The following is a 12,478-nucleotide window of genomic DNA, read 5'->3' as shown; positions in this document are numbered from 1 at the left end:
TCCACATCCCCGAGGACGACACCCAGGAGTCCGACCCGCGCGTCGTCTGACCCGTTCCCCCCGCACCGACGCCCCGGTGCCGTTCGGCCCGGGGCGTCGGTGCGGGGGGAACGGGTCAGACGACGCGCGGGTCGGACTCCTGGGTGTCGTCCTCGGGGATGTGGACGTCCTGGACGGTCACGTTGATCTCGGCGACCTCCATGCCGGCGATGTGCTGGATGGCGTCGGCGACGGCGGAGCGCACGTCCTCGGCGACCTTCTGCAGCGGCGCGGGGTACTCGGCGACGATGGTGATGTCGGCGGCGACCTGGCGCTCGCCGACCTCGACCTTGACGCCCTGGCCGCGGTCGTCGTTGCCGATCGCGCTGCGGATGGCGCCGATCGCTCGGGCCGCTCCTCCGCCGAGGGCGTGGACGCCCGGGACCTCGCGCGCGGCGATGCCGGCGACCTTGGCGATGACGCCGTCCTCGATCACGGTGCGTCCGGATCCGGTGCTGGTCTGACGGGTGGTGGTCGCGGTGGTCTCGGCCATGGTCTCCTCTTTCGCTCGGGGCCCGATCGCTCGATCAGGCGGGGTATGCAGGTAGGACGCTCCGTCGACGCCGAACGTCACGGTCGGATCCGGCCCGCCCAGGCAACTGCCAGAGAGGCGGGCCGGGCCGGTCCGGTCCTCTCAGGAACGCGGTCGACGCCCGTCGATTCGCCCTCGGCCCGGTGCTGTGGTGGCATGGAGCCGTGACCGACGCGACCGCCCCGCAGGCGCCCCTCCCCGATCGGACGGCCGAGCGCATGCGGCCGCGCGCCCTGCTCGTCCTGGCCCTGATCGGCGCGGTCGGCGGGACCCTGTCGGGCGCGTTCGGCGTCGGCGGCGGGATCGTGATGGTGCCGATGCTGATCGCGTGGGCCGGGATGGACCAGCGCCGCGCCTCCGCCACCTCGCTGCTCGCGATCGCTCCGACCTCGGTCGCCGGAGCGTTCGGCTACGCCCTCGCCGGTCAGGTCGCCTGGGTCCCGGCGGCGGTGATCGCGGCTGCGGCGATGCTCGGGGCGGTGGCCGGATCCTGGCTGCTCGCGCGGCTGCCCCTCGGCGTGCTGCGCTGGATGTTCGTGGCGCTGCTCGTGGCCGCGGCGGTGCGGATGGCCGTGTTCGGCTCGAACGACACCGGCGACGTCGCCGAGGGCTGGGGCGTGTGGCCCGGATTCGCGGGGCTCGGCATCGGGATGGGCGTCGCTTCCGGCCTCTTCGGCATCGGCGGCGGAGCGATCGCCGTGCCGGTCCTGGTCGGCGCCTTCGGGCTCGCGGACCTCCTGGCCAAGGGCACCTCGCTGGCCGCGATGATCCCCACGGCGGTCACCGGCTCGATCGCGAACGCCCGGCGCGGCCTGCTCGACGTGCGCGCGGGCCTCGTGGTCGGGCTCACCGCGACGGCGTTCTCCTTCGCCGGAGTGGCGCTCTCCTTCCTCCTGCCGGCGCGCGTGTCCGGGATCCTCTTCGCGGTCCTCCTCCTGCTCGCGGCGGTGCAGCTCGCCCTCCGCGGGCGGCGCCGCTGAGCCCTGCACGACGCGGACCCCCGCCGTCAACGCCCTGTCCGATCCGTCGCAGACGCTCGTAGCGTCGTCGCGATCGGGCGCGGGCCCGGAGGGGCGGGAGCACGATGGAGCAGCAGCAGCGCGAGCAGCAGGGCCGGCAGCAGCGGCGAGGGGGCGGCGCGAGCCTGCACCGGGACGTCGCGCCCGGAGTGCACCGGCTCGAGCACGCCTGGACGAACCTCTACCTGATCGAGGAGGCCGGCCGGCTGACCGTCGTCGACGCCGGACTCCCGAGGACGTGGCCGCACCTGATCCGTGCGCTGGAGGTGCTCGGCCGCTCGCTCGGCGACATCGACGCCCTCGTGCTGACCCACGCGCACTTCGACCACCTCGGCGTCGCCCGCAGCCTCGTCCGGCGGGGCGTCCCCGTGCACCTGCACGCGGCCGACGAGCCGCTCGCCGCGCAGCCCTACTCCTACCGCCGCCAGCGCACCCCGTTGGTGTACCCGCTGCTGCACCCCTCCGCGATCCCGGTGCTCGGCGCGATGGCCCGTGCCGGGGCGCTCGCGGTGCCGCCCGTGCACGGGACGCTGCCGCTGACCGCCGGAGAGGTGCTCGACGTGCCCGGGTCGCCCCGCGTGCTCGCGACTCCGGGGCACACCGACGGGCACGTCTCGCTGCACCTTTCCGAGCGCGACGCGGTGATCGGCGGAGACGCCCTGGTCACGCTCGACCCCTACTCCGCGCGCACCGGCCCGCACCTGGTCGCGCGCGCCGCCACCGCCGACACGGCGCTGTCCCTCGACTCGCTGCGGGTCCTCGCCGGGACCGGGGCGCGGACCCTCCTCCCCGGCCACGGCGCGCCCTGGCGCCTGGGCGTCGCGGCGGCGGCCGAGCTCGCGGCGCGGACGCCGATCGCCTAGGGCGCGCCGCCGCAGGCCGCTCGGACGCCGGTGGCCTGCCTCTCCGAACGACCCCGCCCCGCAGCCGTGGCACCATCGGAGTTGATGTCGATCCCCGGTCCCGCATGAGCGCGGTCAGCTACCAGGCCGCGTCGATCCCCCTCCGCCTGGCCAGCGCCGGCATGGTCGTCGCCCTCCCCGTCCTCGCCGTCGAGCGTCTCGGCGACGTCGCGCTCGGCGGTGCCCTGACCGGAGCGGCGCTCTTCCCCGCCGTGATCGCCGCGCCGCTGGTCGGCACGGTGCTCGACCGGGTCCGCCGCCCCCGCCGGCTCCTGGTCGGCGCCGCGCTCACGACCGCCGTCGCCTTCGCGGTCGCCGCCTTCCTCGGCGAGGTGCCGACGCCGCTCATCGTGGTACTGCTGCTCCTCGCGGGGCTCGCGACGCCCGTCTACATGGGCGGCATGTCGAGCTTCGTCACGAGCGCCATCCCGGAGCCGCGCCGCGCCTACGCGCAGGACTCGCTCTCGTACACGGTCGCCTCGATCAGCGGGCCGGCCATCGTGGGCCTCGCGGTCGGAGTCGGGGGAGCGCGGACCGCGATGCTCGCCATGGCGGTCCTCGCCCTCATCGGCGTCGTCGGGTCGCTCGGCCTGGCGATGGAGGCCCGTCCGGCGCCGACCGTCGGCGTGCTGCGGACGATCGTCGCGGGCGTCACCCACCTCGTGCGACACCGTCCGATCGCGGTGGTCACCTCGGCGGGCACGCTCAGCCAGGTCGCGGGCGGAGCGGCGGGAGTCGCGGCGATCAGCCTCTCGGTGGAGCGGCTGGGCAGCACCGACGCAGCCGCGTGGATCCTGACCGCCTTCGCCGTGGGCGGCCTGCTCGGCGCCCTCGCCGTGGCGGCCCGCCGCTGGACCCGCCGTCCGCCGGCGTGGACCATGGGCGCCGCCTACATCGCGACCGGCGCCGTCCTCCTGATCGCCGTCCCCGACCTGGGCGTCGTCGTGGCGATCGCCGCCTTCGCGGTCGCGGGCGTCTTCACGGCCCCCTCGAACGCGGCGATGCTGCTGCTGCGCGACCAGGAGAGCCCCGCCGCCGTCCGCTCGCAGGTGTTCACGATCGGCGCGGGGCTGCGCTCCGCCGCCGCGGCCGTCGGCGCCGTGCTGGCGGGAGCGGCGTCCGGCCTCGGAGCCTCCTGGCTCGTCTCGGGGATCGCCGTGGTCTGGATCGGCTCCGGCCTGCTCCTGCGCCTGTTCCCCGCGCGCGACCGCGACTGACCCGGGCCGCGCGCGGAGCGCTCGGCGGGACCGGCACCTCCGCGCGCGGGGATCGCGATCAGGCCGCGACGCCCGCCAGCGTGCCCGTGCTCGGCCCGTTCGGGTCGGTGATCATGCAGTTGATCGTGCGGTCGCCCGTGCCCCAGCTCTCGGCGGTCGGGTAGTAGTAGCTGAAGTCGTACGCCGAGTCCTGGTAGCCGATCCCGGTGAACGACTCGAACGCCGTGACGCAGTCGGTCTCGGCCTGCTCCGTCGCGACGGACTCGCCCGGGTACTCGTCGGCGTCGGCCATCGTCAGGTTCTGGAACACCTCGTAGACGTGCGGGTCGGTGCAGGGCACGGTCGGCACGTCGGTGACCTCGGTCGCCTCCTCGCTGAGCTCGCCGTTCAGGCAGTCGCCCACGCGCAGCTGGAAGACGTCGGTCGTCCCGCCCTCGGTGATCTCCCCGGTCTCGTCGTCGCGGGTCTCGCCTCCCATCAGGCCGTTCAGGCCCGAGCAGCCGGTCAGGCCGAGGGTGAGGGCCGCGCCGGCGGCCAGGGCGAGGGCGGTTCTGCGGCGGTTCATGGCGACTCCCGGGATCAGCGGTACGGAGGTGTTCCTGTGACGACTCCCAGGCTAGAGGTGCAGGGCATCCGTCCCGAGGGGGATGCACCCGATCCGGATCTCCACTTTCCGGAGTAGCGGACGCTCAGCCCGGTCCGGTCGAATGGGGTCATGGCTCAGAAGACGGTCGCAGACCAGCTCATCGCTCAGCTCATCGACGCCGGCGTCTCCCGCATCTACGGGATCGTCGGCGACTCGCTGAATCCGATCGTCGACGCGGTGCGCCGCAGCGGCGGCTCCGAGAAGGGAGGCATCGACTGGATCCACGTGCGCAACGAGGAGGCGGCCGCCTTCGCCGCCGGCGCGGAGGCGCAGCTCACCGGGCGCCTCGCCGTCTGCGCCGGCAGCTGCGGCCCCGGCAACCTGCACCTGATCAACGGCCTCTACGACGCGCACCGCTCCTCCGCCCCGGTGCTCGCCATCGCGAGCCACATCCCCAGCAACGAGATCGGCTCGTCCTACTTCCAGGAGACGCACCCGGACAGGCTCTTCGTCGAGTGCTCGAACTACCGCGAGCTGATCTCGACCGCCGCCCAGGCCCCGCGGGTCGTCAACGCCGCGATGCGCAGCGCGGTGGCGCTCCGCGGAGTCGCCGTGGTCACCCTCCCCGGCGATATCGCCGAGCTGGAAGCGGTGGACGGCTTCCCCGCGTTCGTGCTGCCGTCGACGCCCGTCCTGGTCCCCGCCGACGCCGACGTCCGCGCCCTCGCGGCCGCGATCGACCAGGCGCGGACCGTCGCGATCTTCGCGGGCGCCGGAGTGCAGAACGCGCACGACGAGGTCGTCGCCTTCGCCGAGCTGGTGGGCGCGCCCGTCGGGCACAGCCTGCGCGGCAAGGAGTGGATCCAGTACGACAACCCCTACGACGTCGGCATGACGGGCCTCCTCGGCTACGGAGCGGCGCACGCCGGCATGCACGACGCCGACCTGCTCCTCCTCCTCGGCACCGACTTCCCCTACGAGCAGTTCCTCCCTAACGCCTCGAAGGTGGTGATCGCTCAGGTCGACAGCGACGCCTCGAAGCTCGGTCGCCGCGTCAGCGTCGCGCACCCCGTCCACGGCGACGTGGCGGCGACCCTCACCGCGCTGACCCCGCTCGTGCAGCGGAAGGACCACCGCTTCCTCGACAAGACGCTGAAGAAGCACGAGAAGCTGGTCACCGGAGTCGTCGGGAAGTACACCGAGGTCGGCACGCGCAGCCCGATCCACCCCGAGCTCGTCGCGTCCACGCTCGACGGCCTGCTCTCCGAGGACGCGATCGTCACCGCCGACACCGGCATGGGCAACGTCTGGCAGGCCCGCTACATCACCCCCAACGGGAAGCGGCGCCTGCTCGGCTCGTACATGCACGGCTCGATGGCGAACGCGCTGCCGCAGGCGGTCGGCGCGCAGCTCTCGCACCCGGGGCGCCAGGTCGTCTCGCTGAGCGGCGACGGCGGGCTCTCGATGCTGATGGGCGAGCTGGTCACGGTCGCCGCCTACCGGCTGCCCGTGACGATCGTCGTGTTCAACAACTCCACGCTCGGGCTGGTGAAGGTCGAGATGCTGGTCGACGGCTTCCCGGACTTCGCTGTCGACGTGCCGATGGTCGACTACGCGAAGGTGGCGGAGGCGATCGGCATCCGCGGAATCCGCGTCGAGGACCCGCGCTACGTGGAGGAGGCCCTCCGCTCGGCGCTCGCCGACGGCGGCCCGGTCCTCGTCGACGTGGTGACGGATCCGCTCGCCCTCTCGCTCCCGCCCACGATCACGGGCGCGCAGGTGAAGGGCTTCGCGCTGGCGGTCTCGAAGATCGTGATGAACGGAGGAGCGGGCGAGGCCGTCGCGCTGGCCCGCACCAACATCAAGCACGCCCTCCGATGATCGACGCCCGGGCGCTCGCGAGCGGCACCTGGTTCGTCCGGGGCTCCTCGCTGCCGCTCTGGCGCTCGCGGTCGGGGGTGGCGATCACGTACGCGCCGCTCCCGACCGGCGGGATCGGCGACGTCGTCAGCTGGCGCGGCCGCACGCGCTCGCACTACGTGGTCGGGATCGACACCCCCGACCCGCACGATCCGTCCGGCTTCCGCTGGCGGGGCGTCGAGCCGCTGACCCTCCTCGCCCGCAGTCGCTGGTCGTTCGTCGCCGCCGACGAGGAGGCGGGCTGGGCGCTCACCCGCTTCGCCCGGACGCCGTTCACGCCCGCCGGCGTCGACGTGTACGTCCGCGACCCGCACCCGGCCCGCGGCGTCCTCGCGGCGGCGCTCGCCGCCTGCGCCGCCGACCCGCGCACGTCCGCGCTGCGCCCGCGCCTCTTCGAGGTCGCGCCCTGACTCCTGTGCGCGCGCCCTCCCGTGAGGCGTCATGAACGGCCGTCATCCCGCTCGGATGACGACCGTTCGCGACCCCTCGGCGGTCGTCGATGCGGGGACCGTTCGGCGAGTGCTCGTCGCAGGCGCTCGACGGAGCGCTCGGGGTGCGGGACGAACTCGGCGCCGACGATGCGGACGACGCGGACGCCGATCGAGGCGAGGTCGTCGTAGCGGCCGAGGTCGCGCGCGAAGCGCCGGTTGCTGGTGCGGTGATCGTCGCCCTCGTAGTCCCACGCGACCCGCTCCGCGGGATACCAGCCGTCCGGCCGCCCGACGAAGACCCCGTCGGAGTCGAACAGCGGCTCCTGCAGCACCGGCTCCGGGAGGCCCGCCCGCACCGACGCGAGCCGGAACCGCGACTCCTGTCGCGACTCCGCCCCGTCCCGCACCAGAGCGAGCGCGGCGCGGAGCCGCACCGAGCCCCGACCGCGGAAGGACGACACGCGCTCCCGCAGGTCGGGCAGCGGCACCCAGGGCCGTCGATCGGCCGGATCGCCGACGACCGGCGTGCGCACCAGCGCGTCGCCCACCGCGACGAGGTCGTCCGGCTCGAGGAGCGCGGAGAGATGGCAGAAGAGCGAGGCCGGATCGGTGAGGGGCAGTCCGCGGCGCAGGACGCGGCGGACGTCGGGATCGGCGAGGGCGTGGCCGACGACGTTCCGGTGCCGGGGAGCGCGTCCCGGCCGGCGGACGCTGACGTGCACCGGCTCGTCCGCAGCGGCGGGCGGGAGGTCGAGCGGCCAGAGCCGCGCCGCCGTCACGTGGCTCAGGAGAGCCTCCGGACCGACCAGCGCGAGGAGCGCCTGCGCGCGCAGGCGCAGGTCGGGGTCGGGGTCGGCGGTGCGGACCCCGTGGAAGGGCCGGTGGAGGTCGGAGCTGCGGAGCCGCCCGCGGCTCAGTCCGCTCGCGCGAGCGTCAGCGACGGTGAAGGCGCGGCAGCGGAGTCCGATCGGAAGCGGCGAGGGATCGTGCATCCGGCCACTGTCCCGCCTCCCGGTCCGCGTGAACCGGTTCTCCACAGGTCGGATCCTGCGCCCTTCCCGCTCGTCCGCGTCCCTGCGTCGCGAACGGCCGCCATCCCGCTCGGATGACGACCGTTCGCGACCCCTCAACGAGCCGGTGCGCGCATGTGCGGGCGCGTCACTCGCCGAGCGTGATCGCCTGCGCCTCGACGAGCTCGGGCTCGGGCTCGTGGGCGTCGGCGCGGGCCAGGGTGCGGCGTCCGAGCAGCACGATCAGCGCGGCGACGGCGACGGCTCCGGCTGCGGCGTACATCGGGAAGGCCGGCGAGATCGCGGCGGCCAGGGCGGAGGCGGCGGGCGGGGCGATCGCGCCGCCGAGGAAGCGGACGCCGGAGTAGGCGGACGAGGCGACGGAGCGGGGCAGGTCGGTCGCCTCCATCACGCACTCGGTGAGCACCGTGTTGACGACTCCGAGCAGCAGGCCGCCGACGATGATGCAGACGATCAGGCCGACACGGGACGAGATCACGAGGCCGCCGGCGATCAGGTCGAGCGCGAGCAGAAGCAGCACCGAGCGCAGCACGACGGTGCGCGGGAGGCGCCGGGTGAGCAGCGGAGCGACGAACACGGAGGTGATCGCCACGCCCAGGCCCCAGCCGAAGAACGTGAAGCCGAGGCCCATCTCGTCCAGCCCGAGCGGGTAGGGCGTGTAGGCGAGCAGCACGAAGAAGCCGATGTTGTAGAACAGGGCGGCGCCCGCCAGCGTGCGGATGGCCGGGACCTTGAGGGCCGCGAAGGGCGCCGAGAGCGGAGTCGGAGCGGGCTTGGGGCCGTCCTCCCGCAGGAGCGTCGCGATGGCGATGAAGCCGACGGCCATCAGCACGGCGGTCCCGAAGAACGGGCCGCGCCACGAGACGCTGCCGAGGAGCCCGCCGAGCAGCGGGCCGACGGCGATGCCGATGCCCAGCGCGGCCTCGTAGAGCACGATCGCCGCGGAGGAGCCTCCGCTCGCCGCGCCGACGATGGTCGACAGCGCGGTCGAGATGAACAGCGCGTTGCCGAAGCCCCAGCCCGCGCGGAAGCCGATGACGCCCTCGACGCTGCCCGCCGTGCCGGCGAGCGCGGCGAACACCACGATCAGCACCAGGCCGATCATGAGGGTCTTCTTGGCGCCGATGCGGCTGGAGAGCCAGCTGGTGAAGAACATCACGACGCCGGTGATGACGAGGTAGCTCGTGAAGAGCAGGGAGGTCTCGGTCGGAGTCGCCTGCAGGCTCTCGGCGATGGCCGGGAGGATCGGGTCGACCAGGCCGATCCCCATGAAGGCGATCACCGCGGCGAAGGCGACGGCCCAGACGGCCAGCGGCTGCTTCAGGATCGAGCCCTGGGCGGGCGAGTGGGGGGAGGTGGTCACGGCGTGGAGCCTTTCTCGGGGAAGGAGCGGACGGGGGTGTCGGCGATCCGGGCGACGCGGGCCTCGACGAGGGTCGCGGCGCGCTCGAGGGCGAGGCGGTCGTCCTCGTCGAGGTCCTCGAACAGCGGGGCGAGGGCGGCCTCGAGGCGGAGCCGGTGCTCGGCGAGGGCGTCGAAGCCGGCGGGAGTGCCCTCGATCAGCCAGGCGCGGCCGTCGCCGGCGTCGTGGACGCGGCGGATCCAGCCGGCCTCGTCGAGACGGGCGATGATGCCGGTCATCGTCGGCTGGGTGACGCGGGCCCGCTCGGCGAGCTCGCCGAGGCGGGAGGGGGAGGCGGTGCGCAGCTCGGCGAGCGTCGACCAGACTGCTCCGGACTGCGCGCCGAGCCCGGTCGCGCCGCTCGCCCGGCCCGCGAACCGCGTGAGGGCGGTGGCGGCGGAGGCGAGACGCACGGGGGCACTGGGATCGGGCACGAGAAACAATATAGCACGCCTATGTAGTTCGATGGAGGGCGCTTCGAGTCCACCCTCCGTCGGGCGCACGCACTGACGTTCTCCTCCGCTTCTGTGACAGGATCATCCGTATTCGCGCGTCCACTCCCGCGATCACCGACGGAAAGAGAAGTCATGTCCCCCAGCGAGCACGACGTCGTCGTGATCGGAGCCGGTGCCACCGGACTCACCGCGGCGCTCCGGCTGCAGCAGCACGGACGCGACGTCGTCGTCGTCGAGGCGCGCGAGCGCGTGGGCGGGCGGCTCGAGACCCGCGTGGTCGACGGGCAGCTCCTCGAGCTCGGCGGCCAGTGGGTCTCGCCGGACCAGACGGCGCTCCTCGAGACCCTCGACGAGCTCGGCCTCGGCACCTACTCCCGCTACCGCGAGGGCGAGAGCGTCTACATCGGCGCCGACGGCTCCGCTCGCCGCTTCACCGGCGACATCTTCCCGGGGAGCGAGCGCACCGAGTCCGAGATCTCCCGCCTGATCGAGGTGCTCGACCGCCTCGTCGCCGAGACGGACCCGGCGGCGCCATGGACGCATCCGCTCGCCCGCGACTACGACCGCATCACCTTCGCCGCCTGGCTGGAGCAGCAGAGCGACGACGAGGAGGCGCGGGCCAACATCGCCCTCTTCCTCGCCGACGCCATGCTCACCAAGCCGGCGCACGCCTTCTCCCTCCTCCAGGCGCTCCTCATGGCCGCGAGCGCGGGGAGCTTCAGCAACCTGGTCGACGCCGACTTCATCCTCGACAAGCGCGTGATCGGCGGCCTCCAGCAGGTCCCGGAGCGGCTCGCCGAGCGCCTCGGCGCCGAGCGCGTCCTGCTCGGGCACCCGGTCCGCTCCGTCCGCCACGGCGACGACGGGGTCGAGGTGCGCGCCGACAGCGTCGTCCTCCGCGCCCGCCGCGCGATCGTCGCCGTGCCGCCGAACCTCGTCGGCCGCATCTCGTTCGACCCGCCGCTCCCGCGCCTGCGGCAGCAGGCCCTGCAGCACCAGTCGCTCGGCCTCGTGATCAAGGTGCACGCCACGTACGCCACGCCCTTCTGGCGCGCCGCCGGCCTCTCCGGCACCGCGTTCAGCCCGCACTCGCTCGTGCACGAGGCCTACGACAACTCGAACCACGGGGAGGAGCGCGGCACCCTGGTCGGCTTCGTCTCGGACGAGAAGGCCGACCGCGTGCTCGCGCTCGACGAGGCGGAGCGGAAGGCCGCGATCCTCGACTCGCTCGCCGCCTACTTCGGCCCGGCCGCACTCGATCCGGTCGTCTACTACGAGAGCGACTGGGCGTCCGAGGAGTGGACGCAGGGCGCGTACGCCGCGAGCTTCGACCTGGGCGGGCTGACCCGGTACGGCGCGCTGCAGCTGGAGCCGGTGGGTCCGCTCCGCTTCGGCACGAGCGACCTCGCCGCCGAGGGCTACCAGCACGTCGACGGCGCCATCCGCGTCGGCAGGCGCCTGGCACAGGAGATCATCGACGAGGACGGCGCGACCGCACCGGCCCCCCAGCGCGAAGGAGCACAGCCCGCATGAGCACCCACTACGCCGTGATCGACCCGGCCACGGGGGAGACCCTCCGCGAGTACCCGACCCTCGGCGACGCCGAGCTGACCGCGGCGATCGGCTCGGCGCAGGACGCGTACTCCTCCTGGTCGCGGACCGTGCCCGTCGCGACCCGCGCGGCGCTGATCGCCCGCGTGGCAGAGCTGCACGTCGAGCGCGCCGACGAGCTCGCGGCGATCATCGTCCGCGAGATGGGCAAGCCGCTCGACCAGGCGCAGGGCGAGGTCGGCTTCGCCGCCGACATCTACCGCTACTACGCCGAGAACGGCGAGGCCTTCCTCGCCGACGAGCCGATCGAGCTCGCCGAGGGCACCGGCTCCGCGCTGATCCGCCGCGCCGGGCTGGGCGTGCTGCTGGGCATCATGCCGTGGAACTTCCCCTACTACCAGGTGGCCCGCTTCGCCGGCCCGAACGTGGTCGCGGGCAACACGATCCTGCTCAAGCACGCGCCGCAGTGCCCGGAGTCGGCCGCCGCCATCGCCGACATCTTCCATACCGCGGCCGAGGAGCTGGACGCGCCCGCCGGCGTCTACGTGAACCTCTACGCCACGAACGAGCAGGCCGCGACCGTCATCGCCGACCCCCGGGTCCAGGGTGTCTCCGTCACCGGCTCCGAGCGGGCCGGCGCGGCCGTCGCGGAGCTCGCGGGCCGCCATCTGAAGAAGGTCGTGCTCGAGCTCGGCGGCTCCGACCCGTTCGTGCTCCTGTCGACCGACGACCTCGACAAGGCGGTCGAGGACGCGGTCGCCGCGCGCCTGGACAACAACGGCCAGTCCTGCAACGCCGCGAAGCGCTTCATCGTGATCGACGAGCTGTACGACGCGTTCGCCGAGAAGTTCACGGAGGCGTTCACCCGCGCCCAGCCGGCCGATCCGTTCGCGGAGGGCACCCTCCTCGGCCCGCTCTCCTCCTCCGCCGCGACGGAGCGCCTCGAGGCGCAGCTGGCGGCCGCGCGCGAGCAGGGGGCCACCGTCCGCGCCAGCGGCGAGGTGACCGGCAACTTCTTCCCGCCCGCCGTGCTCGAGGGCGTCACGCCCGCGATGGACGCCTACCGCGAGGAGTTCTTCGGCCCCGTCGCCGCGCTCTACCGCGTCCGCGACGAGGACGAGGCGATCGCCCTCGCGAACGACACCCCCTACGGCCTCGGCTCCTACCTCTACACGACCGACCAGGAGCAGGCGCTGCGCCTGGCGGACCGGATCGACGCGGGGATGGTCTGGATCAACCTCGTCCTCGGCGACGCGGCCGAGCTGCCCTTCGGCGGCGTGAAGCGCTCGGGCACCGGCCGCGAGATGGGCCGCCCCGCCCTCGAGGAGTTCGTGAACAAGAAGCTCATCCGCATCGCGTGAGACGGGCGCGGGCCGGGCCCCGGAGTCGATCC

At 73.8% G+C, this 12,478-nt stretch carries 12 protein-coding genes; 7 read left to right on the top strand and 5 right to left on the bottom strand.

Annotated elements, in window-relative coordinates; all coding sequences use genetic code 11:
• Positions 1-115: 115 nt before the first annotated feature.
• Entirely contained in the window at positions 116-532 is a 417-nt protein-coding gene (locus C5C35_RS06550; RefSeq protein WP_104225148.1) for an Asp23/Gls24 family envelope stress response protein, read from the bottom strand.
• A gap of 203 nt (positions 533-735) precedes the next feature.
• Here C5C35_RS06550 and C5C35_RS06545 point away from each other — a divergent pair, with 203 nt between their 5' ends.
• The 3 genes from C5C35_RS06545 to C5C35_RS06535 all read left to right on the top strand — a co-directional run bounded on the left by C5C35_RS06545 (position 736) and on the right by C5C35_RS06535 (position 3,709).
• Positions 736-1,551, top strand: coding sequence for a sulfite exporter TauE/SafE family protein (locus C5C35_RS06545; RefSeq protein WP_104262792.1), 816 nt, complete (start codon positions 736-738; stop codon positions 1,549-1,551).
• Positions 1,552-1,655: 104 nt separating this feature from the next.
• Complete coding sequence (locus tag C5C35_RS06540; protein WP_104262791.1) at positions 1,656-2,453, top strand: MBL fold metallo-hydrolase; 798 nt, start codon at positions 1,656-1,658, stop codon at positions 2,451-2,453.
• A 104-nt stretch (positions 2,454-2,557) separates the two neighbouring features.
• Entirely contained in the window at positions 2,558-3,709 is a 1,152-nt protein-coding gene (locus C5C35_RS06535) for an MFS transporter (protein ID WP_104262790.1), read from the top strand.
• 58 nt (positions 3,710-3,767) lie between these two features.
• Here the strand turns inward: C5C35_RS06535 and C5C35_RS06530 are convergent, their stop codons facing one another.
• Complete coding sequence (locus tag C5C35_RS06530) at positions 3,768-4,274, bottom strand: septum formation family protein (protein ID WP_104261346.1); 507 nt, start codon at positions 4,272-4,274, stop codon at positions 3,768-3,770.
• Positions 4,275-4,424: 150 nt separating this feature from the next.
• On the opposite strand from C5C35_RS06530, the gene C5C35_RS06525 reads away from it, so the two are divergent.
• Both C5C35_RS06525 and C5C35_RS06520 read left to right on the top strand, forming a co-directional pair.
• A complete protein-coding gene (locus C5C35_RS06525) occupies positions 4,425-6,176 on the top strand; it encodes a pyruvate dehydrogenase (protein WP_104262789.1) in 1,752 nt (583 codons plus the stop codon).
• A complete protein-coding gene (locus C5C35_RS06520; protein WP_104262788.1) occupies positions 6,173-6,625 on the top strand; it encodes a hypothetical protein in 453 nt (150 codons plus the stop codon). Before C5C35_RS06525 ends, C5C35_RS06520 begins: the two co-directional genes overlap by 4 nt.
• 29 nt (positions 6,626-6,654) lie before the next feature.
• Here the strand turns inward: C5C35_RS06520 and C5C35_RS06515 are convergent, their stop codons facing one another.
• The 3 genes from C5C35_RS06515 to C5C35_RS06505 form a co-directional block, all read right to left on the bottom strand.
• Positions 6,655-7,638: a hypothetical protein gene (locus C5C35_RS06515; protein ID WP_104262787.1), complete on the bottom strand. Its 984-nt coding sequence runs from the start codon at positions 7,636-7,638 to the stop codon at positions 6,655-6,657.
• A gap of 166 nt (positions 7,639-7,804) precedes the next feature.
• The gene (locus C5C35_RS06510) at positions 7,805-9,040 is read right to left on the bottom strand and encodes an MFS transporter (RefSeq protein WP_104225140.1); all 1,236 of its coding nucleotides are present in this window, start codon (positions 9,038-9,040) and stop codon (positions 7,805-7,807) included.
• Entirely contained in the window at positions 9,037-9,513 is a 477-nt protein-coding gene (locus C5C35_RS06505) for a MarR family winged helix-turn-helix transcriptional regulator (RefSeq protein WP_181134077.1), read from the bottom strand. The genes C5C35_RS06510 and C5C35_RS06505 overlap by 4 nt, the downstream gene beginning before the upstream one ends.
• 153 nt (positions 9,514-9,666) lie before the next feature.
• On the opposite strand from C5C35_RS06505, the gene C5C35_RS06500 reads away from it, so the two are divergent.
• Positions 9,667-11,067, top strand: coding sequence for an NAD(P)/FAD-dependent oxidoreductase (locus tag C5C35_RS06500; protein ID WP_104262785.1), 1,401 nt, complete (start codon positions 9,667-9,669; stop codon positions 11,065-11,067).
• Complete coding sequence (locus tag C5C35_RS06495; RefSeq protein WP_104262784.1) at positions 11,064-12,446, top strand: NAD-dependent succinate-semialdehyde dehydrogenase; 1,383 nt, start codon at positions 11,064-11,066, stop codon at positions 12,444-12,446. The genes C5C35_RS06500 and C5C35_RS06495 overlap by 4 nt, the downstream gene beginning before the upstream one ends.
• Positions 12,447-12,478 lie beyond the last annotated feature (32 nt).

It is taken from the genome of Rathayibacter sp. AY1F8 (assembly GCF_002932165.1).
Lineage (GTDB): Bacteria > Actinomycetota > Actinomycetes > Actinomycetales > Microbacteriaceae > Rathayibacter.
This window is presented reverse-complemented; position numbering and strand designations above follow the sequence as displayed.

Excerpts from the sequence above, each read along its gene's own strand:
- C5C35_RS06550 (WP_104225148.1), bottom strand. The coding sequence starts at position 532 with ATGGCCGAGACCACCGCGACCACCACCCGTCAGACCAGCACCGGATCC.
- C5C35_RS06540 (WP_104262791.1), top strand. The coding sequence starts at position 1,656 with ATGGAGCAGCAGCAGCGCGAGCAGCAGGGCCGGCAGCAGCGGCGAGGG.
- C5C35_RS06530 (WP_104261346.1), bottom strand. The coding sequence starts at position 4,274 with ATGAACCGCCGCAGAACCGCCCTCGCCCTGGCCGCCGGCGCGGCCCTC.
- C5C35_RS06495 (WP_104262784.1), top strand. The coding sequence starts at position 11,064 with ATGAGCACCCACTACGCCGTGATCGACCCGGCCACGGGGGAGACCCTC.
- C5C35_RS06525 (WP_104262789.1), top strand. The coding sequence starts at position 4,425 with ATGGCTCAGAAGACGGTCGCAGACCAGCTCATCGCTCAGCTCATCGAC.
- C5C35_RS06500 (WP_104262785.1), top strand. The coding sequence starts at position 9,667 with ATGTCCCCCAGCGAGCACGACGTCGTCGTGATCGGAGCCGGTGCCACC.
- C5C35_RS06535 (WP_104262790.1), top strand. The coding sequence starts at position 2,558 with ATGAGCGCGGTCAGCTACCAGGCCGCGTCGATCCCCCTCCGCCTGGCC.
- C5C35_RS06515 (WP_104262787.1), bottom strand. The coding sequence starts at position 7,638 with ATGCACGATCCCTCGCCGCTTCCGATCGGACTCCGCTGCCGCGCCTTC.
- C5C35_RS06520 (WP_104262788.1), top strand. The coding sequence starts at position 6,173 with ATGATCGACGCCCGGGCGCTCGCGAGCGGCACCTGGTTCGTCCGGGGC.